The following is a 24,006-nucleotide window of genomic DNA, read 5'->3' as shown; positions in this document are numbered from 1 at the left end:
GATATTTTTTTGTTTCAGTAATTTGTATTTTGAATGATGCATTACATTAAACTAATTAAGTTGAACGTTACAGTTAATAAATATTATTAAGGTTGCAATTACGCATAATCAATAAAGATAGATTAAGTTTTTCAGAAAATGTAAAATTAACGAATTTGAATTTGAAAATGAGCTAGGTAGTTGTTTAATTACTTCCAATATATCGCAAACATAATCAATGTCATATACAGCGTTTTATAAATATTGTAAAATATGATAGATACACGAATCGTAAAGGAGAGAGACAAGTGGAGGATATGAATTCAATTATTACATTTAAAAAAGTTTCATTTCAATATCAAAGTGATGCATCCTTCACATTGAAAGATGTTTCTTTTAATATTCCTAAAGGCCAGTGGACATCTATTGTTGGTCATAACGGTTCTGGAAAGTCCACTATCGCTAAATTAATGATTGGCATTGAAAAAGTTAAATCAGGTGAGATTTTTTATAATAGTCAGGTAGTTACTGACGATAATATTGAAAAGTTAAGAAAAGAAATTGGGATTGTTTTTCAGAATCCGGAAAATCAATTCGTAGGCTCGATTGTGAAATATGATGTAGCATTTGGCCTTGAAAATCATGCAGTGCCACATGATGAAATGCATAGAAGAGTCAATGAAGCACTCGAACAAGTTGATATGTTAGAACGAGCTGATTATGAACCTAATGCATTATCAGGAGGACAAAAGCAACGTGTGGCTATTGCAAGTGTGTTGGCACTTAATCCTTCGGTCATTATATTAGATGAAGCGACATCTATGTTAGATCCGAATGCTCGTCATAATCTACTTAATATAGTAAGAAAAGTTAAAGAAGAACACGATATTACAATCATTTCTATTACACATGATTTGTCTGAGGCGATGGAAGCAGACCATGTTATCGTCATGAATAAAGGATGTGTCTATAAAGAGGGAACGGCAACTGATATATTTGATCAAGCAGAATCATTAACTAAGATTGGTCTTGATTTGCCATTTCCAATAAAAATGAGTCAATTGCTTGGACACCATACATCATTTTTGACTTATGAAGGGTTGGTGAATCGACTATGAGTATTAGATTTGATGATGTGTGCTACACGTATCAGCAAGGTACACCGTACCAACATCAAGCTATTCATGATATCAATACAGAATTTGAACAAGGCAAATACTATGCAATCGTTGGACAAACAGGTAGTGGTAAGTCAACATTGATTCAAAATATTAATGCATTGATTAAACCAACTAGTGGTACAGTTACAATCGATGGTGTTACGGTTACACATAAGACTAAAGATAAATTTATTAGACCACTAAGAAAAAGAATCGGCATGGTTTTTCAATTTCCAGAATCACAATTATTTGAAGACACTGTTGAACGTGAAATGATATTTGGACCTAAGAACTTTAAAATGGATTTAGATGAAGCTAAAAGTTATGCGCATCGTTTATTGATGGATCTAGGATTTTCAAGAGATGTAATGTCACAATCACCATTTCAAATGTCAGGTGGACAAATGCGGAAAATTGCAATTGTATCTATTTTAGCAATGAACCCTGATATTATTGTTGTTGATGAACCGACAGCAGGACTTGACCCTCAAAGTAAACGACAAGTTATGAGCTTATTAAAATCTTTACAAACAGATGAAAATAAGACGATTATTTTAATTTCTCATGATATGAATGAAGTCGCGCGTTATGCCGATGAAGTCATCGTTATGAAGGAAGGCAGTATAGTGTCACAAACATCACCAAAAGAGCTCTTCAAAGATAAAGAAAAGTTGTTGGATTGGCACATTGGTCTACCAGATATCATTCAATTACAATATGACTTTGAACAAAAACATCAAACTAAATTAAAAGATATTGCCTTAACTGAAGAAGCATTTGTAAGCTTGTATAAGGAGTGGCAACATGAAAAATAAATTGATTATAGGGCGATATTTACCAATTAATTCCTTTGTTCATCATCTTGATCCAAGAGCAAAGCTAATGTTTGTCTTTCTTTTTATTATATTAATATTTTTCTGTCATTCACCATTAACATATCTTTGGGTGTTTGTACTTATCTTATTATTTATGAAGTTAGCAAAAATTCAATTTTGGTTCTTAATTAGAGGCTTAACGCCAATCTTTTTCTTTTTAATTTTTACATTATTGATGCATATATTTTTAACTAAAGGTGGGCATGTATTATTTGAATGGCACGGCATTACAATTGAGACTAATGGTATTTTAGAAGGGATATATATATCATTACGATTAATTGGTATTGTGATGATTGCAACAATTATGACACTGTCGACAAGCCCAATTGATTTAACAGATGCGTTTGAAAGATTACTTGCACCATTAAAGATGTTTAAATTACCAGTGCATCAATTAAGTATGATTATGTCGATTGCTTTAAGGTTCATTCCGACATTAATGGATGAGTTAGATAAAATTATTTTGGCACAAAAGTCACGTGGTTCTGAAATCAGTTCTGGAAATATTGCGACACGTATAAAGTCATTTATTCCATTACTAGTTCCGTTATTTATCTCAGCTTTCCAACGCGCCGAAGAATTAGCGGTTGCAATGGAGGTTAGGGGTTATGATGCCAATGTTCAAAGAACGAGCTACAGACAGCTTAAATGGCAATTGAGAGATACGTTATCTTTAATCATGATAATCCCAATTGCAATTATTTTATTCGTATTAAAATATTCAGGAGTGTAAATTCATGCGTATATTAGTAGAAATTGCGTATCAAGGAAATAATTTTCTAGGTTTTCAAATTCAACAAAATGGACGTACAGTACAGCAACAATTTGAAAAGCTATTACAACGCATGCATAAAAGACATGTGAGAATTCATCCTTCGAGTAGGACTGATAGAGGTGTACATGCGATTCAACAGTATTTTCATTTCGATACAGATTTGAACATTCCAGTGGAACAATGGCAATATGCAATGAATCGTACGTTACCTGACGATATTTATGTAAAAAATGTCGATACAGTCGATGACGATTTTCATTGTCGTTACGATTGTGTTGGTAAACATTATCGTTATAAAGTTTATCAAGCACAACATCGCGATCCATTTCAAAGTGGTTTGAAAACATTTATTCCTGAAACGTTGGATTTAGACAAAATGAACAGAGCGGCGCATCAATTCATAGGTACACATGATTTTACAGGATTTTGTTCGCAAAAAACTGAAGTAGAAAGCAAAGTTAGAACATTATACCAAAGTGAAATTGTAAAAACAGATGATGGCTTTGATTATATTGTCACTGGATCTGGATTTTTATATAACATGGTGCGAGTCTTAGTTGCATTTTTAATAGAAGTTGGAAAAGGGCGACATGAAATTTCTGATGTGCCGAAGCTTCTTGAATCAAAGAATCGTAAGAATGTTCCTTTCACTGCACCGGCTGAAGGACTATATTTAGAGAAGATTTATTTAGATGAAAATGAGTTATTAAAAGACTTTGGCAACGATATCAAAATACATCGCAAAAAATCATTACAAAATGACTGATTGCCATTGACAAAAAGCTTGTGAAATTATAAGATTATTAACGGTATTGTTTTATATCCACCCCACGATAAGCCCCGGAAACTTATTGTGTTACAAGATATATAAGCAGAAACGAACAACAGTTAACAAAATAAATGAAATTAAACGTTTTAAAAATGAAACAAATGAAATCATCTATTAGGTTATGAAACTGTTTATAGCTTGAATAGAAGCATTTATTTTTTAGGAGGACAATTATTATGCGTCAAACATTTATGGCAAATGAATCAAACATTGAGCGCAAATGGTATGTTATCGATGCTGAAGGCCAAACATTAGGTCGTTTATCATCAGAAGTAGCATCTATCTTACGCGGTAAAAATAAAGTAACTTACACACCACACGTTGATACTGGTGATTATGTAATCGTTATTAATGCATCAAAAATCGAATTTACTGGTAACAAAGAAACTGACAAAGTTTACTACCGTCACTCAAATCACCCAGGTGGTATTAAATCAATCACTGCTGGTGAATTAAGAAGAACTAACCCAGAACGTTTAATTGAAAACTCAATTAAAGGTATGTTACCAAGCACTCGTTTAGGCGAAAAACAAGGTAAAAAATTATTTGTATATGGTGGCGCTGAACATCCACACGCTGCACAACAACCAGAAAACTACGAATTACGTGGTTAATTAGAAGGAGGAAATGACTTTGGCACAAGTTGAATATAGAGGCACAGGCCGTCGTAAAAACTCAGTAGCACGTGTACGTTTAGTACCAGGTGAAGGTAACATCACAGTTAACAACCGTGACGTACGCGAATACTTACCATTCGAATCATTAATTTTAGACTTAAACCAACCATTTGATGTAACTGAAACTAAAGGTAACTACGATGTTTTAGTTAACGTTCATGGTGGTGGTTTCACTGGACAAGCTCAAGCTATCCGTCACGGAATCGCTCGTGCATTATTAGAAGCAGATCCTGAATACAGAGGTTCTTTAAAACGCGCTGGATTACTTACTCGTGACCCACGTATGAAAGAACGTAAAAAACCAGGTCTTAAAGCAGCTCGTCGTTCACCTCAATTCTCAAAACGTTAATTGTCGGACGATATATACAAAACACCTCGATGTTATGTCGAGGTGTTTTTTTGCGTTTGTGTATTTTAAAATTATTCAAAGGTTTGGGGATTTAAAACCTCAAGGTCTTTAACTAAACCACACTTCTTACAAAAAATATATTTAATATCCGATCTATTTAACGATAACTTAGACTTTTTAACCTTCATGTACTGTGTGGCTTCTGTAAACTCTTTATTTCCGCGTCTTTTACATTGCATAAATAATAACTCCTTTTATCTATAATGCAAATTCATTGTAATAATACACAACATTAATTTCAATTTAAGGTATAATTATATACAAATAATATCATTAGGGTGTTATTTATAAAATATTCAACACTAATTGTATTATCATAACATTATGAAGGAATTTTATTAAAAGTATAAAATCAGCAAATAATCTAGGAGAACCATAACAACCTATTCATTCTTGTTCTATCGCGAACTTCAGATAAAGATGAAGTGTCATAAAAAATAAAATGATACATTTAATTCTGAAGTTATTGAAACTAAGTTCTTTGATACAGCTACAGATATAGGTATTACAACAATATATTGTTTGCAAATAGCGAAATATAATAATGAAGTTGAGAACTTAATAATTTAATTTTTTGTTTTACTGAATTAGAATAACTGTTGCACATGAAATGAATAATGATGGTAGTGTATTTATAAAAGTTCATGAAAATGTAAAAGAAAAACTATGCATGTATCAAACAACAACACTTAAGATTTAGGGATATAATGATAAGAAGAATGAAAAAGATAAAAGTGTCTTACTTTCATAAATGGATGAATATTCAAAGTATGGTAAAATAATTTACCGAATTCTATAGATGTTGTAAATCAATATCCTAAATTCTCAACAGCTATTTGCATTATGTTGTATAATGACAAAGATTTGGTACATTAAGATTATAATTTTGAAAACTAATTGAAAGTGTATTCAAGCCAACGTCTTATTTTATAAAATCGGAAAGAAAATATGCTTTTCTAAAATGGATAGATGAAAATGCTTTGCATTATAAACGCCAAAGTTAAAGGTTTATAAGTAGCATTACATTTAAGGAGGATTAGAATGAATAAATTATTAAATGAAAAACTATTCGAGGAGTTTAATTATGAAAATTTATAACACAACTGTTTTTGCGTATAATAATAAAGGTGGTAATCCTTGCCCGGTGGTGTTAGAAGCTGATGAATTATCATATGATGATATGATAGATATTGCCAAAAAACTGAAATTAGAAGTAGGTTTTATTCTTAATAGTAACAATCCTTCATGTGAGTATGAATTTAAATATTTTGTTCCAAATAAAGAAATGGAAATGTGCGTTCATGCGACTATAGCATGTGTAACTATTCTTAAAAAAAATAAGTACCTTGATAAAAATAAATTTTCAGTAGAGACATTGGCAGGTGTTTTAGAGATTGAGATTATAGGGGACGATACAGATTTCAAAGTCAAAGTAAAACAGGGCAATCCTGAAATTAGTAATCAGTTAATTGATAAAGTTGATATTGCTAAAGCGTTGAATGTATCTGTAAATCAATTTACAGCTAATCCTGTAAAGAACATTTCTACTTCTAGATTCAAAACAATTATTGAATTGAAGGATGTAGTGACATTAAATAAGTTAACACCTAATTACGATTACTTATGGAAAGTGTGTGATAAAATTGGATCGACTGGATTTTATCCATTTGTAAAAGATGAAAAGAATATATATCATGCCAGACAATTCCCTAACAACACAGGATACATAGAAGATTCTGCTACCGGTGTAGCAGCTTCAGCACTAGGAATTTATAGTTAAATATGTAATGAATCAGTCTTTTAATGAATTAAAAGTATATCAAGGTTTTGCTATGAGTAGTCCAAGTGAAATTGTAGTTATGAATGATTACATATCAAATTTTGTAATTGGGAATGCAATTATTTATTAAGTGATGATTACTTTTAGGAAATTTAGTTGAATTACTGTATTAACAGTTTTTACTAGCTTAAAGTTCTTTAGTAAATATGAAAAATAAATACCTTATTAAGAATAAAGTTATGCTTGTCATAGATATCTTACTTTATAAATTGTCAGGATTTCTACTCAGGAAAGTTGCTTATTAAAAGAAAACGATTCATAAAAATTTAATATAGAAAAGTATTCTAAATTAGAAAAATAAATAAAGGGATGGATGTATATGTATATTTCTCAATTAGAAATAACAAATTTCAGAAATTTTAAAAATACAATATTTAAATTTAAACAAGGAGTAAACACGTTAATAGGCGAGAATAGTTCAGGTAAATCTAATGTTTTATATGCATTACGACTACTTTTAGATGAAAATTTACCTTTTAATGCCACAAAACTTTTAGAAACAGACTTCAATCAAAATATTGATGATTGGAAAGGGCATTGGATAATTCTAAAACTTACATTCAAGGATTTAGATTCGAGTGAAGCTGCTAGTTTTGTTGCTCATCATTCAAAAAACATTAAAAACCATGAAGAATCGATTGGTACATATGCTTTATATTTCAGACCAAATAAAATGATTAGGAAAGGTTTGTTTGATTTTACAAAACAAATTAAAAATCTTCAAAAAAATAATGGAGACATTTCAGAAGTGAAAATGGCATACCCAAGAATGATGATTTTCTCACTAGAATAGATAAATATGGTAACTATATTAATAAGAAAGAGAATTATAACAATGTGGCAAAATCATACCATCAACACTTATTAGAAAATAATTTGATTGATTTTGATCTTATTTTGTACTTTTCATATTATTTAATCACTAATTACTCTCAAATAACAAAAAATCTTGCTAGATTTTTAAAATATTTTTTCATTGACGAATTTCAAGATACACAAGACTTACAGTATGCAATTGTTGGAGAAATTATTAAAGCTTCATCAGGTAATTGTAAGATATTTTTAGTTGGTGATCCAGATCAAGCAATATTCAGTTCTTTAGGTGGAGTAGTGAAAACTCCATCACAGATTAGTGAATATATTGGTGGGTACTTTGTCAAGGAATTGGGACTAAGTAAGAACTATAGGTCTACACAACGATTAATAAATCTATTTAGTGAATTTCAAAGTACAGGTTTTGTAATAGAACCAGGAGCGGATCATCGAGATGAAGAGGGGATTATTTTATTTGATAAAGGCATACCTAAAGAAGATTTAGTGAATAGGATTACTGAAATAATTAAAGAAGAAATTGCAAAAGGTGTTCGTCCAAATGATATCTGTATTTTGGCACCTCAATGGAGTTTTTTAACATCTATAGCTAGAAAATTAAGAGCAAATTTACCTGGTTTAGACTTTGATTCACCTGGTCTAACCTTATTACCAAGAAATAATGATAATTTTTGGTTTAAGTTAGCAAGACTTATTTTAATTTCTAAGGATGTGAGTAGGTATTTAGTAAGAGTGAAATGGGCGAAAGAGTTATTAGAAGAATTAACTGCAATAACTTCCATACATAAAGAAATTGATAATGATGGTTGTAGAAAATTACTTAAAAAAATTAATTCTATTAATGTTAATAATGAAGATGCTATTAAATATCTGGAGGAGTCTTTTAATTATTTTTTTGAAATACTAGACTTTGATTATAGTTCGAGTGATTTATTACAAGAACAGTGGAATAGTTTCTTTAATGGTATAAAAAGACGTTATGAAAATCCTGATTTTAACAATATTCCTAAAGATATAAACTATATGAAAAAGATGTTTAATTCAAAAGATGGGATAGTCGTTAATACTTGCCAAGGTGTCAAAGGAGAGGAATTTCATACAGTAATAGCTTTTGGATTATTAAGAGGGCGCTTACCCCATTGGAACCAAATAATAGGACAACCTAAAAGCAATGAAATAAGTGAGTCTAAAAAATTATTATATGTTTTATGTTCTAGAGCTAAAAAAAATTTATATTTATTTGCTGAAACTGGAAGAAAGACAACTAAAGGTGGAAATTATAAAGTGAATAATGAACTGAATGAAGTAGATTTTAAAAAATTATAAGTTTAGAATCTAGATTAATAAATATAATGAAATCTACTTTCAGAAAATTTTGTTAAAAATTGCAGGAGTTTTACTACTGGCCAGCAGATTATTTAGTTAACCTTAAGTGATATTTGATGCAATTCTGTACAATCTAAAAAATCATAAATCCTTTAGTGTCAAAGTGTGCGACAGTCTATACAACTGTACGAAAACCTAAAATTTTTTGAACGTAAAAAACCAGGTCTTAAAGCAGCTCGTCGTTCACCTCAATTCTCAAAACGTTAATTGTCGGACGATATATACAAAACACCTCGATGTTATGTCGAGGTGTTTTTTTGCGTTTGTGTGGGGAATATGGAATGTGTAGAGTATAATGAATTTTCCTTTATTTAATGTCTCAGGAATAGAATAAATTCAACTATGAATTATTGATTTACACGTATAATTTGTACATGCTTACACAATCAAAAGTGTACATTATTAAATTGTCATTTAGATTGCGGAGGACGGACAATAGTGTTCTAATCATAGATATTCAAGGGAAAGGGCTATCGGATGAAAATCGGAAGATAACTCAAGAGCCTTAATTAAAAAGTATTATCAAAATAAGGAGTGACTTAATTGAAAGATTCTATATTTTGGAAGAAAGCTTTTATTCCTGTTTATTTTATTGTTGCGATGCTGGTGTTTCTACTTTTTAGGTTTTATATTAAAACAGATAACTTTTCTATATATTTAATGATTATCTTCTTAATTTGTTTAGGAACTGCTTCTATCATTTATAACTATAAAACCAATCGATAAATATAAGTATGAAATGTATAAGTCACAGTTAGATCTAAGTCTTGCTGTGGCTTTTTTTATCGAAATGACAATTTCATGTTGTTATAAAACAGCATTTTCAGTCCACCATAAAACGACAATTTCAAACCGCCATTGACTAAACACCTCATCCCAAAATATCGTAACAATCCTATACATCAATCAGTCCAACATCCCTCATAATCACAACGCACAAAATCTACTCATGCATTTTTGGAATACTTAGTATTACAAATAACGATTTTTATTCATCTAACAAAGGTTATATAATGTAATGAAGGCAATTTTTATGTATTACAAATCTAATCGTATATGTAAAATTTTGATAAATATCATTAATTTTGCGTAACAATCATTAGACGGCAAATCACAAAGTAAATACATGAAATATACATCACATTTTGAAAGGAAATGAATTTAAATGACTGATAAAAAGTACACTGCAGCCGATATGGTTATTGATACTTTGAAAAATAATGGGGTAGAATATGTTTTTGGTATTCCGGGTGCAAAGATAGACTATCTGTTTAATGCTTTAATTGATGATGGTCCTGAACTTATTGTCACTCGTCATGAACAAAATGCCGCAATGATGGCACAAGGTATTGGAAGATTAACAGGTAAACCGGGTGTAGTACTTGTCACAAGTGGTCCTGGTGTAAGTAATTTAACGACTGGACTATTAACTGCTACATCTGAAGGAGATCCTGTATTAGCGTTAGGTGGCCAAGTGAAACGTAATGATTTATTACGATTAACGCATCAAAGTATTGATAATGCTGCTTTATTAAAATATTCATCAAAATATAGTGAAGAAGTACAAGATCCTGAATCATTATCAGAAGTTATGACAAATGCAATTCGTATTGCTACTTCTGGTAAAAATGGCGCAAGTTTTATTAGTATTCCGCAAGACGTGATTTCTTCACCTGTTGAATCTAAGGCGATATCACTTTGTCAGAAACCTAATTTAGGAGTACCAAGTGAACAAGATATTAATGACGTCATTGAAGCGATTAAAAATGCATCATTTCCTGTTTTATTAGCTGGTATGAGAAGTTCAAGTGCAGACGAAACAAATGCAATTCGCAAATTAGTTGAGCGCACGAATTTACCAGTTGTAGAAACATTCCAAGGTGCGGGTGTAATTAGTCGTGAATTAGAAAATCATTTCTTCGGACGTGTGGGCTTATTCCGCAATCAAGTTGGTGATGAATTATTACGTAAAAGTGATTTAGTTGTTACAATCGGTTATGATCCAATTGAATACGAAGCTAGTAACTGGAATAAAGAATTAGAAACACAAATTATCAATATTGACGAAGTTCAAGCTGAAATTACTAATTATATGCAACCGAAAAAAGAGTTGATTGGTAATATTGCTAAAACGATTGAAATGATTTCTGAAAAAGTGGATGAGCCATTTATAAATCAACAACATTTAGATGAATTAGAACAACTAAGAACACATATTGATGAAGAAACTGGTATTAAAGCGACACATGAAGAAGGTATCTTACATCCAGTCGAAATTATTGAATCTATGCAAAAAGTTTTAACAGATGATACAACTGTGACAGTTGATGTTGGAAGTCACTATATTTGGATGGCACGTAATTTCAGAAGTTACAATCCAAGACATTTATTATTCAGTAACGGTATGCAAACGCTTGGTGTAGCATTACCGTGGGCAATTTCAGCTGCACTTGTGCGCCCTAATACGCAAGTTGTGTCAGTTGCTGGCGATGGTGGCTTTTTATTTTCATCACAAGATTTAGAAACGGCCGTACGTAAAAATCTAAATATTATCCAACTTATTTGGAACGATGGAAAATATAACATGGTTGAATTCCAAGAAGAAATGAAATATAAACGTTCATCAGGTGTAGACTTTGGTCCTGTTGATTTTGTAAAATATGCAGAATCATTTGGTGCAAAAGGTTTAAGAGTTACTAATCAAGAAGAATTAGAAGCGGCAATTAAAGAGGGCTATGAAACAGATGGTCCAGTATTAATTGATATACCTGTAAATTACAAAGATAATATCAAACTTTCAACAAATATGTTACCTGACGTATTTAACTAAAATAAAGATAAATGTTAATGAGGAGTGGGAAATTTTATGGCTAATGTTTTATATCAACATGGTACATTAGGCACATTAATGGCAGGTTTATTAAAAGGAACTGCATCAATAAATGAATTATTGCAACATGGTGACTTAGGTATCGCTACACTAACAGGTTCAAATGGTGAAGTCATCTTTTTAGATGGAAAAGCTTACCATGCAAATGAACATAAAGAATTTGTTGAATTAAAAGGCGATGAGTTAACACCATATGCAACTGTAACTAAATTCATGGCAGATACAAGCTATGAGACGAAAGATAAATCTTCTGAAGCAGTTTTTGAGGAAATTAAAGAAAAAATGTTGAGTGAAAATTTATTTTCAGCAGTAAAAATTTCAGGCTTATTTAAAAAGATGCATGTGCGTATGATGCCAGCACAAGAGCCACCATATACACGTTTAATTGATTCAGCTAGAAGACAACCTGAACAAACTGAAACGTACGTCAAAGGTTCAGTTGTTGGTTTCTTTACACCAGAACTATTCCATGGTATTGGATCAGCAGGTTTCCATGTACACTTTGCCAATGATGATCGTAACTTTGGTGGGCATGTCTTAGACTTTGAAGTAGAAGATGTTAAAGTAGAAATCCAAAATATTGAGACATTTGAACAACATTTTCCAATACATGATGAAGATTTCACAAATGCAAATATTGACTATAAAGATATTGCAGATGAAATTAGAGAAGCTGAATAATGAATGCGGAAATTTAATGATGGTTTATGAAAATTGAGATGTTGACTTTATAATGCTCGATTTGGAAATGTTAGTTTGTTAATATGATTAAGCATGACTACAATAGAGCAAATATATTTATGATCACGTATAAGTAATGAAATAAATCCCTTCACTATTATCGGTAGTGAGGGGATTTATTTGTGTTCTAGCTATTTGAAATTTGCTGTTATGTTTAGATTATAAATTGTGGTAGACACTCATATAAAATTTACTTTAGTATAGGCCAATATGTTACTACGAGAAGCAAACAATAATAAATTACAAGTTCAATAACTAAAAAGACAAACTCCAATTTTTCAGCGCTTGCCCTATAAAAATATTTTCAAATTATTATTTAACTACAATTTGTATCTGCTTGATTGTACTTGGGTCAATTGAATTTTTAGCGTCGTCATTTTTCTTTAGATTCACTACTTTTTTATTTCCATCATTCAAAGTAAGTGTGTAAGTTGCAGTTTGCGCATTATTAATTTTTTCTGTTGTAACACCACGTTGTGAAGCTAATTCATTTTTTACTTTACTGTCAATTTCTTGATAAAGAACATTTTTATTTTCTGGAAAAACAAAGTATGTTCGATGTAATGCAGTAATACCATCTACTGAAATTGTGTAAGGTACAGTGTGTTTCCCATCCATTGTCAATTCCTTATAACCGTTATTACTATCTGCAGATGCTTCATGATTCGGAAAAGCTGCACCTACTGTTGATAATAATCCCAATGCTAAAGTGGCAGTAACAAATGATTTTAGTTTCATAACTCAATCTCCTTTTTGTTTTGTAAGATATTACACTATTTGTATAACACGTTTCATAAAGTTTAAAACATACTTTTTGCATTTATTATATTTTTGATTTTTAGTAATAGTTTTTAGGAGTGATATTACAAGAGTATTTTAGGAAAGGAATTTATGATAAAGCATTTTATTACTAGGAATTTAAATTATAAATACTATTCTTTATTTAATGTTTGTAGTAATTCAAAATAATGCTTTGAATTACCAGTGCTAAAATAGTTAAACCATGCATCTAAAGTAGAATTTTTAAATTCATCTAGTTTTTGCAATATATCTTTTGTCCACATTAATGTCCCAGTTGAACTTGCAGTGATTAAATTTTTATGAGATACAGATGGTTTATCAATATATAATTTTTGTCCATGGTAATTTGAAGAAAAACTTTCTAGATATAATAAATCATTACTTGTATGATAATACTCATTTAATATACCAATATTAGCTAGTGGAATTGTTGCTCCACATATAGCACCAACATAGCCACCATTTGATAAAATTTCTTTAGCAATTTTTATTACAGGTAAATGCTTTGAATCATTCCATGTGTCTGATCCAGGTAATATTAGAAAAGTATCTTTAGAAATACTAATTTCTTCAATTAAAGATTCGGGATTAATATTGATACCTCCCATTGTAGTAATAGGTGATTTTGAGTTACTAACCATTTCTATGTTTATTGTTTGAGCATCTTTTTTAAAGAATCGCTTTGAGTTTAACTCGGCTAAAATATTACTTATTTCCCAGTCTGCCAAACCATCTATTATATAAAAATAAACATTTTTCATACATTATCCTCCTATAGTTGAATTTGATATCATTATAAGAGATAAAAGTGACCAACTGTATGGCAACAATTAGAAGGTAGGTGAATTTATATGAAAATTAGTCGACTAATTAGTATTATTTTGATACTAAACGAGAGGAAACGTGTAAGTGCTAAAGAATTGTCGGAATTAATGGAAGTATCGAAACGTACAATTTATCGAGATGTAGAAGCAATTAATATAGCAGGAATACCTGTTTATTCTATTCCTGGTGTTGGTGGCGGCTTTGAAATTATGGAAAATTTTAAATTAGACAAAAATACATTTACCGAAAATGAATTGGTAAGTCTTTTAATTAGTAACTCTAATTTTCCAGAGAAACTAAAAAATATGGATTTTTATAATACAAACCTAAAAATTAAAAGTTTAATACCAAAAGAAAAGTTAAATACAATAAACACACAAGTAGCACAATTTCACATGGATTCAAAACATTGGAATAATTTAAGAAACATTGATGACCAACTGATTAAATTTAAAAATGCTATACAAAACAATCAGGTATTGAAAGTTAAATATATTAATCATTTAGGAAATATAACAGAAAGAGAAGTAGAACCATATCAACTTATTTTAAAAGCAGGACAGTGGTATGTTTATGTTTATTGTAACTTAAGAGAGGATTTTAGATTACTTAAATTAACTCGAGTTTTAAAGATGCAAGCTTCAGGTAGCAAATTTATTAAAAAAGTATATAAAGAACCATCATTATCGACTGATTGGGTATTTGAAAAATTAAAAATGACAATTAAACTTCGCGTACACGAATCAATCGTTGAACGTTTATTAGACTTCTGTGATTACGAAAGCTTTAGGCAAGAAAATAAGCGATATTATGTAGTTGACTTCCCATTCATCGACAACTCATATTACTTTGGATTAATTTTAAGTTTTGGAGATAAGTGTGAAATAATAGAACCAGCTGAAATTCGGTATAAAATGAAGCAAATAATAAAAAAATTGGCGAATAATTATCTGTAGACATATTACAATAATTAAATGAGGGGAAATTTGTTGAAAGACCTGGAAAATCCGTTTTTTAAATAAGCGAGAACTTATCAAAGGTGATGTGATCTGCGGCTTACGAGGTGAATGATAGATATATTTATAAAATCTCGACACTATAAAAATGGTATAGTGCCGAGATTTTCTTGCTTATTTAGTTAATTCAAAGTGTACGCCGGATTCATTAGAAGTTGATGTATTTTTGTTTGTAATAGAGTATCCATTCATTGAAATTTTAGATTCAATATCTGAAGCGGTATTTGTAGATTCAGGATTATAGAAGCTACATTCATAAGTGTTATCATCTTTCTTCTTAAGTACAAACATACCTTTGGCTTTAACTTCTACTTTAGTGTTGTTAATGTCAAAAGTTTGAGTGCTATTACTATAATTGACACCAGCCCAAACCGATTCATTATCTTTCACAACGTGGAAGTCATCACCTTGTTGAATGATAGTTACTAAATCTTTTTTGGTATTAAAGACATCTTTAGATATTCCAGGATACAACACATATCCATATTTATCGTCTTTATCAGAATGCTTTTGAGTTACTTCATAATACTCATCAGTTTTTTGTGTATCCTTTTGGCTTTTATTTATTTCTTTCCAATTTCCAGTATGAGTTTCTTTTTTTATGGAGATTTTAGATTTGTTTAAAAAATGATAGCCTATATTGTTTTTAGGTTTATTGGTTGACTCTAAAAAGACTGAATTGGTTTCCTGATCATTAATATTTGAAGCGGTTGTTTGTTTATCGTCTGTAAATAACGTATACCCATTCGCTTTGCGATTTTCAATCGTTGTCACTGGATTCTTTGATGAATCAGTACTTTTAATGCCAGTTCCTAAGAAGACAATTTTATCGTTTAATATGAAATATGATTTTTTGGCAGTTAAAGTTTTGTCCTGATTTTCAAAATCCATACCAATACTAGCATGTTGGTCATCGAATTTTATTCCGCCTACAAAAGTTTTACTCGGCTTTTTAACAACCGTACCTTTAGGTTCTTCATTTTCTAAAGTTGTAGTACCTGCTAATCGTTTCATATCAGCTGTTGCCCAGAAGTTATCACGGTAGTGTTTCACATCGCTATTGTATAAATAAGACATGCCTGCACCGGTGTGCCAACCTTTTAAGTTCTCTCCATTGATACTTTCGTAACGTGCGACATTTTTCGAGGTCATACTTAAACCAAATGCAAAGTCTAGGTCTTTGTTATGATAGGTGACACGATCCATGTCATTATATATTTTAAGTTGCTGTGTTAAACCGTTAGTAGAAATAGTGCTGTCTTCCATTAAAGACTTCATTTTATCTATGTCTGAATATGAATTTAAATAATCGGTTTGTTTATAACTTGAATCTGACTCTACAGAGGTTTTGACGATTTGTTTATATTTAGTTTTTGTTGAATCATCCATGGTATCACTCAATCTCAACAATGATTTCATTACAGTTGCAGATGCTGAGTGACTCGTTTCATTTTCACGGCTAATGGCTCTACCACGTGACAAATCCATCATTTCACCTTTATAAATGAGTGGCATAAATCCTTCATCAATCCACGACTTTAATGTTGTATCATTTTGATTACTATCTTTAAAAGGTGTTTCTTTTATCATCGGCATCATTTGAGAAATACCCTCTAAGAGTACAACACCATAAGCACCAGTGTATGGGACGTCTTGATGATCAATGTAAGAGCCATCTTTATAGAATCCATTACGTTCTTTACCAGTTGCATTACTTTGAACGTAAGTGAAGACTGTATTAAATGAATCTATAGACTTTTTCATCATATCTTTATCTTCTTCGATAATACTTTCTAAAAGTTTTACTTTAGAAATGTCTACTAAATTTCCACCTTTAGCAGGTTCAGCTTTTCCTACAGAAGATAATATTTTGTCACTGTCTGGGGCGAAAGTTTTAATAGGAGCTGTATATTTTTTCTTTTCTTCATTTGAAAATTGATCATTCAGCAATATAAGTGTATTTGTTAATGCTCTTGGCGTACCAATTTCATAATCCCACCAATTCAATGAGTTATTCTTGGGTGTAGTTTGCCCCTTACGATTTTTAGTTAAATCATCGACTTTTTGAGAAGGATTCTTGCCATAAACATTTTTGTGCATCCAATCTAGGGCATCTTTTATTTTCAACTTGTTTTCATCTGTTTTTAATGAAGTGTTTTTATGTCGCATTGCTTCTGCGATTTTCTCGATATTACGATAGGTTTTGGTCATATGAGAAGAATTGGTATCAAGGTTTTCAGCTCCTGACCACAAATATGTTCTATTTGTATCAGTTTTAATTTCATCAAGTAACTTCTTGGCTTCTTTTTCTGTAGCCTCAAACTTCTTCTTCATTGCGGCATTATTCTCATCATACTGATCATAACCATAGTTAACGTCCAGCCACGTCTTCTTCAACTTTTCATAATCTGGTGTTTGAGCATTCGTATCAGCCACAGCAATATGATGTTTATCAACACTTCTGAATTCACCATCATTTAAAGTAATCACTCCGGCCATTAATAATGTAATGGTGGTTAATTTTTGCCATTTCTTCATTTTATATGTCATTGACATGTCTCCTTTGTATATTGCACGTACGCAATTAATATTATGATTAATAAATGATTCGATTTTTCAAAATTCGTTAACGCATACAATTGACTGTCCCCATTAAAAAACACTATGAATGTTGATGCATATAAACAATCGATTACCCAAAATTTCCGCATCACCCAAAAATTATAGCGAAAATTATTTTGAAAAAATTAAATATTATCAATCTTAGTGATTATAACATTTTAAATATTTAAGTTATACAATTTTAAAAGGAATTAAAAACTATAAAATGTAAAATGTTAAAAAGAGACAAATTTCAATTTGGGTAATAAAATAAGAAGTATTCAAACGAAAGTGCAATTAAAAAAGATACCATTACTTCAAATTTCCTAACCATAACTGAAAGGACAGTTCTAATGAAAACTAAAGAAGTTGTAGCACTTATGAATATATCTCAAGATACTTTAAGATATTATGAGAAGGTTGGTGTGGTTCCACCTGTTAATCGAGATAAAAATGGATATAGAATTTACACTGATAGTGATTTAAATTGGATCTATTTAGTGAAAAATTTGAGAAATGCAGGTGTTAGTATTGAGTCACTTATCGAATTTTGCAGATTAGCGCAGCTTCCTAAAAATGAAAATATTCAAGCACAGCAAAAGCAAATTTTAAATAAGCAACTCGAAGAATTAAATGAAAACTTAAAGACAATTCATGATGCGAGAGATTTACTTCAATATAAAATTGATAATTATGATAATCATATTGCTAAAATCAATGCTAGTGATAATCAGGAGACCAATGTTGAACGTCTTTGGGAGAGAAAGTAAACTTATTACTTGCTATCGAGTTAACTCCATGGTTTATAGTGAGCTTACTAGAAAAAGGAGGTTCATTTTATGAATCATATTGAAATAAGTAAAGATGTAAAGATACCAGTATTAGGTTTCGGAGTATTTCAAATTCCTCAAGAACAAACAGCAGATGCCGTTAAAGAAGCAATTAAAGCGGGTTATAGACATATTGATACAGCACAAAGCTATTTAAATGAAACTGAAGTAGGTCAAGGTATTGAAGCTTCAGGGATTGATAGAAGTGAGCTATTCATTACGACAAAAGTATGGATTGAAAATGTGAACTATGAAGGTACTATTAAATCAATCGAACGATCATTGCAACGATTAAATTTGGATTATATTGATTTAGTACTTATTCACCAGCCTTACAATGATGTATATGGCTCATGGCGTGCATTAGAAGAGTTAAAAGAAAATGGTAAAATTAAAGCAATCGGTGTATCTAACTTTGGCGTTGATCGAATTGTAGATTTAGGTATTCACAATCAAATTCAACCACAAGTGAACCAAATAGAAATTAATCCATTCCATCAACAAGAAGAAAAAGTTGCAGCACTTCAAAAAGAAAACGTTGTAGTAGAAGCTTGGGCACCGTTTGCAGAAGGTAAAAATCAATTATTCCAAAACCAATTATTGCAAGCCATTGCAGATAAATACAACAAATCAATTGCACAAGTTATTTTACGTTGGTTAGTAGAACGTGGCATCGTTGTACTTGCAAAGTCAGTGAATCCAGCGCGTATGGCTCAAAACTTAGATATATTTGATTTTGAGCTTACAGAAGAAGATAAACAACAAATTGCGACATTAGAAGAAAGTAATAGTCAATTTTTCTCACATGCTGATCCAGAGATAATTAAAGCACTTTCTAGCAGAAAATTAAATGTTTAATCATAATTTAACAAAGTAAATAATATCATTACGCTAACCTGAAACTTGGATATAAAATCTTTGTTTCAGGTATTTTTATGGCTTTTAAAAAGTAAAAAGAGCAATCAAATAAGTTATTGTGGATTTTTGTATTATACAATAACTTAACTAAAATAATAATTAAAGTATTGATAATTTCATAAAATTAAGTATATAATAAATGAACAATAAATTGTATAGGGGATAACAACATGAAATATAAACATTTTGCTATTATTACTTTAGTTACAGGTATCATCATGCTTACGACAATGTACTTTTTACCATTTGAATATCGTAAGATGCCAATATTTGTAGGAATGGCTATTATTTTTACAGTATACTTTAGTAATAAAAAATCAATTGATGAAACGAATATTTTTAGTATGAAGAATCGTAAAAAAAGCAAACAAGAGAATCTAAAATAAAAGTTATACTTGTGATTTTGGGTTTAGTTTTGAGTGTAAACAAATGAACTTTCCTCAAGTGTAAACATCACAAAGCAGCATCACTTCATTTTAATTTCAAACTCTGAAATATGGATTCCAAACTTCGAACTTTGAAATTTCAACACAAGAATGAACTCATAGCTCCTAAAGAAAAAGCATTTCCTTACCATTCGGGAAATGCTTTTTACATACTGATTACTCTGTCATTAATGCTTTTACGACTGAAACCATGTCATCATGTATGACCAAAGTAGCATCGCTATCATAAGGTGTTCGGTCTTTATTGATAATAATTAAATTGTCGCCTTTAAAGTTTGATATTAATCCTGCGGCAGGTTGTACAACGAGTGACGAACCTAATACGACAAGGGTGTCAGCATGTTCAATTTTATTTAATGCACGTATGATGGTAGGTTGATCTAACATCTCACCGTACAATACGATGTCCGGTCGAATGGTACCACCACAATTATCGCAATGTTTCAAAGTCCTATCAATGACATCTTGTTTTGAATATGATTTATGACATTCGTTACAATAAAATCGATTTAATGTGCCATGTAATTCATCAACATGTTGACTTCCAGCATCTGAGTGCAAACCATCGATATTTTGCGTGATGACACCTAATGATTTTTGATTATGTTCTAATTTTGCAATCCAATCATGTACGATATTTGGCTTCGTATCGACAAATAACAATCGCTTATGGCAGAAATTGATAAAACCTTCAGGATCATCCTCTAAATAATCGCTACTTAACAAGTATTCTGGCGAAAGCCCGCCTTTTGAAATTTCATCAAATAAGCCACCCATTGATCGAAAATCTGGAACACCGCTTGCAACAGATACACCAGCACCTGTAAAAAATGTGATACGATTCGAACTATCTATAATATGTTTTAATGTCACTAAATCATTTTCCAAATTAAACACCTCATCAAAATAATGAATGATTTATAACGTCTTTTGCTTTTATTATAGTACATCAATTTTCTATTTATCAAAGGCGCAGTTTAAACAGTTCTTTTTAAAAATGAATTATACATATAATCAAACAGTTAAAATATATTAGTTTTTACGCAATTTTTATTATAGAATAAGCATGTATATTAAAAAATAATGTCTAAACATTAAAGGTAATGCACGAACGCCTAAATAAAGGAGGCAACTTTACAGTGAATAAACATGAACGTTTGGACGAAATTGCTAAATTAGTGAATAAAAAGGGCACAATAAGAACGAATGAAATCGTTGAAGGTTTAAATGTGTCTGACATGACAGTTCGCAGAGATTTAATTGAATTGGAGAATAAAGGCATTTTAACGAAGATTCATGGTGGTGCGCGCAGTAATTCAACATTTCAGTATAAAGAAATTTCACATAAAGAAAAACATACACGTCAAATTGCAGAAAAAAGATATATTGCTAGAAAAGCTGCTTCATTAATTGAAGATGGTGATACATTATTTTTCGGTCCTGGAACAACTGTTGAATTGTTGGCTGAAGAAGTCAATCATCATACGCTGACGATTATTACGAACTGCCTACCAGTGTATAAAATTTTGTTGGAAAAACAAACAGCACATTTTCGGGTCTATTTAATTGGTGGTGAAATGCGACATATTACTGAAGCATTTGTTGGTGAAATGGCGAATGCCATGTTAGAAAAATTAAGATTCAGCAAAATGTTCTTTAGTAGTAACGCAGTGAATAAAGGTGCCGTCATGACTTCTACGCTAGATGAAGCCTATACGCAACAATTGGCACTTAGTAATTCAATAGAAAAATACTTGCTAATTGATCATACGAAAGTTGGCAAAGAAGATTTTACATCGTTTTGTCAGTTAAATGAACTCACTGCTGTTGTTATGGATTATGAAGATGAAGAAAAAGTAGAAACGATTAAATCATATATTGAAGTAGTCGAATAGATTGAAATCATAATTAGAAAAGACATTGTGAAAATAGTCTGTTAGCTCATAAGTGAATGTGAATTTGCATTCATTTATGGGCTATTTTTTTTGTGCAAATTTACGTAAATAAACGTCCCGACAAAGTCTTACTACAATTCCAAACGAACACCTAGTTAAAATAACGCCACAGCAGTAATGTTCACTTATTGTTTGAAAATATGTCAAATTCAAACAAATTACAAACATATTGTGTTGATTTATTGTTTGTTTATGTTTATAATTTAAACGTAATCAAATTGAAAGCCTTTTCTCGAAATTTTCATAACCTACATAAAAACATGTCATATTTTTAGAAAAGCATTTCAAAATTAAAGTAAAAAGGAGTCTTATTATGGCGATTATTATTGGTTCAGATGAAGCTGGCAAACGTTTAAAAGAAGTCATCAAATCATACTTATTAGACAATAAATATGACGTTGTTGACGTAACAGAAGGACAGGAAGTTGATTTTGTAGATGCAACTTTAGCTGTAGCAAAAGATGTTCAAAGTCAAGAAGGTAACTTAGGTATTGTTATCGATGCATTTGGCGCAGGTAGCTTTATGGTTGCTACAAAAATCAAAGGCATGATTGCTGCTGAAGTATCAGATGAACGCTCTGGATATATGACTAGAGGCCATAACAATTCAAGAATGATCACAATGGGATCTGAAATTGTTGGAGACACGTTAGCAAAAAATGTCGTTAAAGGTTTTGTTGAAGGTAAATACGATGGTGGTAGACACCAAATCCGCGTAGATATGCTTAATAAAATGTGCTAAGGAGGAAGACAAACTATGAAGATTGCATTAGGATGCGACCATATTGTTACAGATACAAAAATGCGTGTATCTGAATTTTTAAAATCAAAAGGACATGAAGTGATTGATGTAGGGACTTACGATTTCACAAGAACACATTATCCAATTTTCGGTAAAAAAGTTGGGGAACAAGTTGTTAGCGGTAACGCAGATTTAGGTGTTTGTATTTGTGGAACAGGTGTTGGTATTAACAACGCAGTAAACAAAGTTCCTGGTATTCGTTCGGCACTTGTACGCGATATGACATCAGCGCTTTATGCTAAAGAAGAATTAAATGCGAATGTTATCGGGTTTGGTGGACGTATTATTGGTGAGTTATTAATGTGCGATATCATCGATGCATTTATTAATGCTGAGTACAAACCAACGGAAGAAAATAAAAAATTAATCGCTAAAATTAAACATTTAGAAACAAGTAATGCTGATCAAGCTGACCCACATTTCTTTGATGAATTTTTAGAAAAATGGGACAGAGGCGAATATCACGATTAAGGGACGACGACTATGATTTTAACTTTAACATTAAATCCATCAGTCGATATTTCGTATCCATTAACATCATTGAAATTAGATGATGTGAATCGAGTTGAAGAAGTAAGTAAAACAGCTGGTGGAAAAGGTTTAAATGTAACAAGAGTTCTCGCGCAAGTTGGTGAGCCAGTCATAGCAAGTGGCTTTATTGGCGGTGAATTAGGACAATTTATTGCTAAAAAGTTAGATCAAGCTGACATCAAGCATGCATTTTACAACATTAAGGGTGAAACACGAAACTGCATTGCTATTTTACATGAAGGTCAACAAACAGAAATTTTAGAGCAGGGTCCTGAAATTGATAACGAAGAGGCGACAGGATTTATCAAACATTTTGAACAACTGTTAGAAAAAGTTGAAGCAGTCGCTATATCTGGAAGCTTACCAAAAGGGCTAAAGCAAGATTATTACACTCAAATCATTGAGCATTGTCAAAGCAAAGATATCCCTGTGATATTAGATTGTTCTGGATCCACATTACAAACTGTTTTAGAAAATCCATATAAACCAACCGTTATTAAACCAAATATTTCTGAATTATATCAGTTACTTAACCAGCCACTTGATGAAAGTATAGAAGGTTTAAAAAACGCTGTATCACAACCATTATTCGATGGTATTGAATGGATTATTGTATCTTTAGGTTCACAAGGTGCATTTGCAAAGCACAATCATACATTCTATAGAGTGAATATTCCGACAATAAGTGTTCTGAATCCTGTTGGGTCAGGTGATTCGACGGTAGCAGGAATAACATCAGCAATTATCAATCATGAAAATGAGCATGATTTACTTAAAAAAGCTAATACATTAGGCATGCTGAATGCGCAAGAAGCACAAACAGGATATGTCAATTTAAATAATTATGATGATTTATTCAATCAAATTGAAGTTTTAGAGGTGTAAA

The 24,006-nt window shown here is 31.1% G+C and carries 27 protein-coding genes and 1 pseudogene; 22 read left to right on the top strand and 6 right to left on the bottom strand.

Annotated features, from left to right (window positions below; translation table 11 throughout):
- Positions 1-287 precede the first annotated feature (287 nt).
- The 12 genes from SAMSHR1132_RS10915 (at position 288) to SAMSHR1132_RS10870 (ending at position 9,490) form a co-directional block, all read left to right on the top strand.
- Positions 288-1,097, top strand: coding sequence for an energy-coupling factor transporter ATPase (locus SAMSHR1132_RS10915; protein ID WP_000389912.1), 810 nt, complete (start codon positions 288-290; stop codon positions 1,095-1,097).
- On the top strand, positions 1,094-1,954 hold the full coding sequence (locus SAMSHR1132_RS10910) for an energy-coupling factor transporter ATPase (RefSeq protein WP_000027570.1): 861 nt from the start codon (positions 1,094-1,096) through the stop codon (positions 1,952-1,954). The genes SAMSHR1132_RS10915 and SAMSHR1132_RS10910 overlap by 4 nt, the downstream gene beginning before the upstream one ends.
- Complete coding sequence (locus SAMSHR1132_RS10905) at positions 1,944-2,750, top strand: energy-coupling factor transporter transmembrane component T family protein (protein WP_000791627.1); 807 nt, start codon at positions 1,944-1,946, stop codon at positions 2,748-2,750. The genes SAMSHR1132_RS10910 and SAMSHR1132_RS10905 overlap by 11 nt, the downstream gene beginning before the upstream one ends.
- Positions 2,751-2,754: 4 nt before the next feature.
- Positions 2,755-3,558 (top strand): tRNA pseudouridine(38-40) synthase TruA, encoded by an 804-nt coding sequence (gene truA, locus SAMSHR1132_RS10900; protein ID WP_001221842.1) that lies wholly within the window; start codon positions 2,755-2,757, stop codon positions 3,556-3,558.
- Between the two features lie 239 nt (positions 3,559-3,797).
- Positions 3,798-4,235: a 50S ribosomal protein L13 gene (rplM, locus tag SAMSHR1132_RS10895; protein WP_001250038.1), complete on the top strand. Its 438-nt coding sequence runs from the start codon at positions 3,798-3,800 to the stop codon at positions 4,233-4,235.
- Positions 4,236-4,254: 19 nt separating this feature from the next.
- Positions 4,255-4,647, top strand: coding sequence for a 30S ribosomal protein S9 (gene rpsI, locus SAMSHR1132_RS10890; RefSeq protein ID WP_001790547.1), 393 nt, complete (start codon positions 4,255-4,257; stop codon positions 4,645-4,647).
- A gap of 1,144 nt (positions 4,648-5,791) precedes the next feature.
- Positions 5,792-6,487 (top strand): PhzF family phenazine biosynthesis protein, encoded by a 696-nt coding sequence (locus tag SAMSHR1132_RS10885; RefSeq protein WP_014373888.1) that lies wholly within the window; start codon positions 5,792-5,794, stop codon positions 6,485-6,487.
- 7 nt (positions 6,488-6,494) lie between these two features.
- The gene (locus SAMSHR1132_RS14365; RefSeq protein ID WP_255308555.1) at positions 6,495-6,617 is read left to right on the top strand and encodes a hypothetical protein; all 123 of its coding nucleotides are present in this window, start codon (positions 6,495-6,497) and stop codon (positions 6,615-6,617) included.
- Positions 6,618-6,866: 249 nt separating this feature from the next.
- Entirely contained in the window at positions 6,867-7,340 is a 474-nt protein-coding gene (locus SAMSHR1132_RS10880) for an ATP-dependent nuclease (protein ID WP_042355622.1), read from the top strand.
- Complete coding sequence (locus SAMSHR1132_RS10875) at positions 7,307-8,704, top strand: UvrD-helicase domain-containing protein (RefSeq protein ID WP_103205725.1); 1,398 nt, start codon at positions 7,307-7,309, stop codon at positions 8,702-8,704. Before SAMSHR1132_RS10880 ends, SAMSHR1132_RS10875 begins: the two co-directional genes overlap by 34 nt.
- 165 nt (positions 8,705-8,869) lie before the next feature.
- A complete protein-coding gene (gene rpsI, locus SAMSHR1132_RS14140; protein ID WP_115338834.1) occupies positions 8,870-8,971 on the top strand; it encodes a 30S ribosomal protein S9 in 102 nt (33 codons plus the stop codon).
- A 336-nt stretch (positions 8,972-9,307) separates the two neighbouring features.
- Complete coding sequence (locus tag SAMSHR1132_RS10870; RefSeq protein WP_000655242.1) at positions 9,308-9,490, top strand: hypothetical protein; 183 nt, start codon at positions 9,308-9,310, stop codon at positions 9,488-9,490.
- Here SAMSHR1132_RS10870 and SAMSHR1132_RS13915 read toward each other — a convergent pair.
- Positions 9,472-9,704 (bottom strand): annotated as a pseudogene (locus SAMSHR1132_RS13915) (hypothetical protein). The gene SAMSHR1132_RS10870 and the pseudogene SAMSHR1132_RS13915 overlap by 19 nt on opposite strands.
- A gap of 225 nt (positions 9,705-9,929) precedes the next feature.
- Between SAMSHR1132_RS13915 and alsS the strand changes: the two are divergent.
- Positions 9,930-11,594 carry an acetolactate synthase AlsS gene (gene alsS, locus SAMSHR1132_RS10865; RefSeq protein ID WP_000130145.1) on the top strand — a complete coding sequence of 555 codons (1,665 nt, stop codon included), beginning with the start codon at positions 9,930-9,932 and terminating at the stop codon, positions 11,592-11,594.
- A gap of 36 nt (positions 11,595-11,630) precedes the next feature.
- Entirely contained in the window at positions 11,631-12,335 is a 705-nt protein-coding gene (gene budA, locus SAMSHR1132_RS10860) for an acetolactate decarboxylase (protein WP_000024499.1), read from the top strand.
- Between the two features lie 372 nt (positions 12,336-12,707).
- On the opposite strand, the gene SAMSHR1132_RS10855 is transcribed toward budA, so the two are convergent.
- Both SAMSHR1132_RS10855 and SAMSHR1132_RS10850 read right to left on the bottom strand, forming a co-directional pair.
- Complete coding sequence (locus tag SAMSHR1132_RS10855; protein ID WP_014373886.1) at positions 12,708-13,133, bottom strand: MAP domain-containing protein; 426 nt, start codon at positions 13,131-13,133, stop codon at positions 12,708-12,710.
- A 194-nt stretch (positions 13,134-13,327) separates the two neighbouring features.
- Positions 13,328-13,957 carry a DJ-1/PfpI family protein gene (locus SAMSHR1132_RS10850; protein WP_000800344.1) on the bottom strand — a complete coding sequence of 210 codons (630 nt, stop codon included), beginning with the start codon at positions 13,955-13,957 and terminating at the stop codon, positions 13,328-13,330.
- Between the two features lie 90 nt (positions 13,958-14,047).
- Between SAMSHR1132_RS10850 and SAMSHR1132_RS10845 the strand changes: the two genes are divergently transcribed.
- On the top strand, positions 14,048-14,977 hold the full coding sequence (locus SAMSHR1132_RS10845) for a helix-turn-helix transcriptional regulator (protein ID WP_000703975.1): 930 nt from the start codon (positions 14,048-14,050) through the stop codon (positions 14,975-14,977).
- A gap of 174 nt (positions 14,978-15,151) precedes the next feature.
- Here SAMSHR1132_RS10845 and SAMSHR1132_RS10840 read toward each other — a convergent pair whose 3' ends face one another.
- Positions 15,152-17,587, bottom strand: a complete 2,436-nt coding sequence (locus tag SAMSHR1132_RS10840) for a polysaccharide lyase 8 family protein (RefSeq protein WP_000221420.1) — start codon at positions 17,585-17,587, stop codon at positions 15,152-15,154.
- Entirely contained in the window at positions 17,584-17,748 is a 165-nt protein-coding gene (locus SAMSHR1132_RS14385) for a hypothetical protein (RefSeq protein ID WP_042355618.1), read from the bottom strand. The genes SAMSHR1132_RS10840 and SAMSHR1132_RS14385 overlap by 4 nt, the downstream gene beginning before the upstream one ends.
- Positions 17,749-17,991: 243 nt before the next feature.
- Here SAMSHR1132_RS14385 and SAMSHR1132_RS10830 point away from each other — a divergent pair, with 243 nt between their 5' ends.
- The 3 genes from SAMSHR1132_RS10830 (at position 17,992) to SAMSHR1132_RS10820 (ending at position 19,772) form a co-directional block, all read left to right on the top strand.
- On the top strand, positions 17,992-18,408 hold the full coding sequence (locus tag SAMSHR1132_RS10830; RefSeq protein ID WP_000850017.1) for a MerR family transcriptional regulator: 417 nt from the start codon (positions 17,992-17,994) through the stop codon (positions 18,406-18,408).
- A gap of 69 nt (positions 18,409-18,477) precedes the next feature.
- Positions 18,478-19,326, top strand: a complete 849-nt coding sequence (locus SAMSHR1132_RS10825; protein ID WP_001015491.1) for an aldo/keto reductase — start codon at positions 18,478-18,480, stop codon at positions 19,324-19,326.
- A 230-nt stretch (positions 19,327-19,556) separates the two neighbouring features.
- Positions 19,557-19,772, top strand: a complete 216-nt coding sequence (locus SAMSHR1132_RS10820) for a hypothetical protein (RefSeq protein WP_000875478.1) — start codon at positions 19,557-19,559, stop codon at positions 19,770-19,772.
- 216 nt (positions 19,773-19,988) lie between these two features.
- Here SAMSHR1132_RS10820 and SAMSHR1132_RS10815 read toward each other — a convergent pair whose 3' ends face one another.
- Positions 19,989-20,729 (bottom strand): NAD-dependent protein deacylase, encoded by a 741-nt coding sequence (locus SAMSHR1132_RS10815; RefSeq protein WP_096001325.1) that lies wholly within the window; start codon positions 20,727-20,729, stop codon positions 19,989-19,991.
- Positions 20,730-20,971: 242 nt separating this feature from the next.
- On the opposite strand from SAMSHR1132_RS10815, the gene SAMSHR1132_RS10810 reads away from it, so the two are divergent.
- From SAMSHR1132_RS10810 to lacC, 4 genes are all read left to right on the top strand, one after another.
- A complete protein-coding gene (locus SAMSHR1132_RS10810; RefSeq protein ID WP_001032745.1) occupies positions 20,972-21,727 on the top strand; it encodes a DeoR/GlpR family DNA-binding transcription regulator in 756 nt (251 codons plus the stop codon).
- A gap of 373 nt (positions 21,728-22,100) precedes the next feature.
- Positions 22,101-22,529, top strand: a complete 429-nt coding sequence (gene lacA, locus SAMSHR1132_RS10805) for a galactose-6-phosphate isomerase subunit LacA (RefSeq protein WP_000974608.1) — start codon at positions 22,101-22,103, stop codon at positions 22,527-22,529.
- Positions 22,530-22,544: 15 nt separating this feature from the next.
- Positions 22,545-23,060 carry a galactose-6-phosphate isomerase subunit LacB gene (lacB, locus tag SAMSHR1132_RS10800; protein WP_000684741.1) on the top strand — a complete coding sequence of 172 codons (516 nt, stop codon included), beginning with the start codon at positions 22,545-22,547 and terminating at the stop codon, positions 23,058-23,060.
- Between the two features lie 12 nt (positions 23,061-23,072).
- Entirely contained in the window at positions 23,073-24,005 is a 933-nt protein-coding gene (gene lacC, locus SAMSHR1132_RS10795; RefSeq protein ID WP_000604152.1) for a tagatose-6-phosphate kinase, read from the top strand.
- The last annotated feature ends 1 nt before the right edge of the window (position 24,006 follow it).

Origin of the sequence: Staphylococcus argenteus (assembly GCF_000236925.1) — a bacterium.
Classification (GTDB): domain Bacteria; phylum Bacillota; class Bacilli; order Staphylococcales; family Staphylococcaceae; genus Staphylococcus; species Staphylococcus argenteus.
Note: the sequence above shows the minus strand (reverse complement) of the source record. Positions and strands in the feature narration are given on the sequence as shown.

Excerpts from the sequence above, each read along its gene's own strand:
- SAMSHR1132_RS10845 (WP_000703975.1), top strand. The coding sequence starts at position 14,048 with ATGAAAATTAGTCGACTAATTAGTATTATTTTGATACTAAACGAGAGG.
- SAMSHR1132_RS14385 (WP_042355618.1), bottom strand. The coding sequence starts at position 17,748 with ATGCGGAAATTTTGGGTAATCGATTGTTTATATGCATCAACATTCATA.
- truA (WP_001221842.1), top strand. The coding sequence starts at position 2,755 with ATGCGTATATTAGTAGAAATTGCGTATCAAGGAAATAATTTTCTAGGT.
- SAMSHR1132_RS10820 (WP_000875478.1), top strand. The coding sequence starts at position 19,557 with ATGAAATATAAACATTTTGCTATTATTACTTTAGTTACAGGTATCATC.
- SAMSHR1132_RS10855 (WP_014373886.1), bottom strand. The coding sequence starts at position 13,133 with ATGAAACTAAAATCATTTGTTACTGCCACTTTAGCATTGGGATTATTA.
- SAMSHR1132_RS10840 (WP_000221420.1), bottom strand. The coding sequence starts at position 17,587 with ATGACATATAAAATGAAGAAATGGCAAAAATTAACCACCATTACATTA.
- lacB (WP_000684741.1), top strand. The coding sequence starts at position 22,545 with ATGAAGATTGCATTAGGATGCGACCATATTGTTACAGATACAAAAATG.
- SAMSHR1132_RS10850 (WP_000800344.1), bottom strand. The coding sequence starts at position 13,957 with ATGAAAAATGTTTATTTTTATATAATAGATGGTTTGGCAGACTGGGAA.
- budA (WP_000024499.1), top strand. The coding sequence starts at position 11,631 with ATGGCTAATGTTTTATATCAACATGGTACATTAGGCACATTAATGGCA.
- SAMSHR1132_RS10905 (WP_000791627.1), top strand. The coding sequence starts at position 1,944 with ATGAAAAATAAATTGATTATAGGGCGATATTTACCAATTAATTCCTTT.
- alsS (WP_000130145.1), top strand. The coding sequence starts at position 9,930 with ATGACTGATAAAAAGTACACTGCAGCCGATATGGTTATTGATACTTTG.
- SAMSHR1132_RS14365 (WP_255308555.1), top strand. The coding sequence starts at position 6,495 with ATGAATCAGTCTTTTAATGAATTAAAAGTATATCAAGGTTTTGCTATG.
- SAMSHR1132_RS10885 (WP_014373888.1), top strand. The coding sequence starts at position 5,792 with ATGAAAATTTATAACACAACTGTTTTTGCGTATAATAATAAAGGTGGT.
- SAMSHR1132_RS10910 (WP_000027570.1), top strand. The coding sequence starts at position 1,094 with ATGAGTATTAGATTTGATGATGTGTGCTACACGTATCAGCAAGGTACA.
- SAMSHR1132_RS10880 (WP_042355622.1), top strand. The coding sequence starts at position 6,867 with ATGTATATTTCTCAATTAGAAATAACAAATTTCAGAAATTTTAAAAAT.
- SAMSHR1132_RS10830 (WP_000850017.1), top strand. The coding sequence starts at position 17,992 with ATGAAAACTAAAGAAGTTGTAGCACTTATGAATATATCTCAAGATACT.
- lacA (WP_000974608.1), top strand. The coding sequence starts at position 22,101 with ATGGCGATTATTATTGGTTCAGATGAAGCTGGCAAACGTTTAAAAGAA.
- SAMSHR1132_RS10825 (WP_001015491.1), top strand. The coding sequence starts at position 18,478 with ATGAATCATATTGAAATAAGTAAAGATGTAAAGATACCAGTATTAGGT.
- rplM (WP_001250038.1), top strand. The coding sequence starts at position 3,798 with ATGCGTCAAACATTTATGGCAAATGAATCAAACATTGAGCGCAAATGG.
- lacC (WP_000604152.1), top strand. The coding sequence starts at position 23,073 with ATGATTTTAACTTTAACATTAAATCCATCAGTCGATATTTCGTATCCA.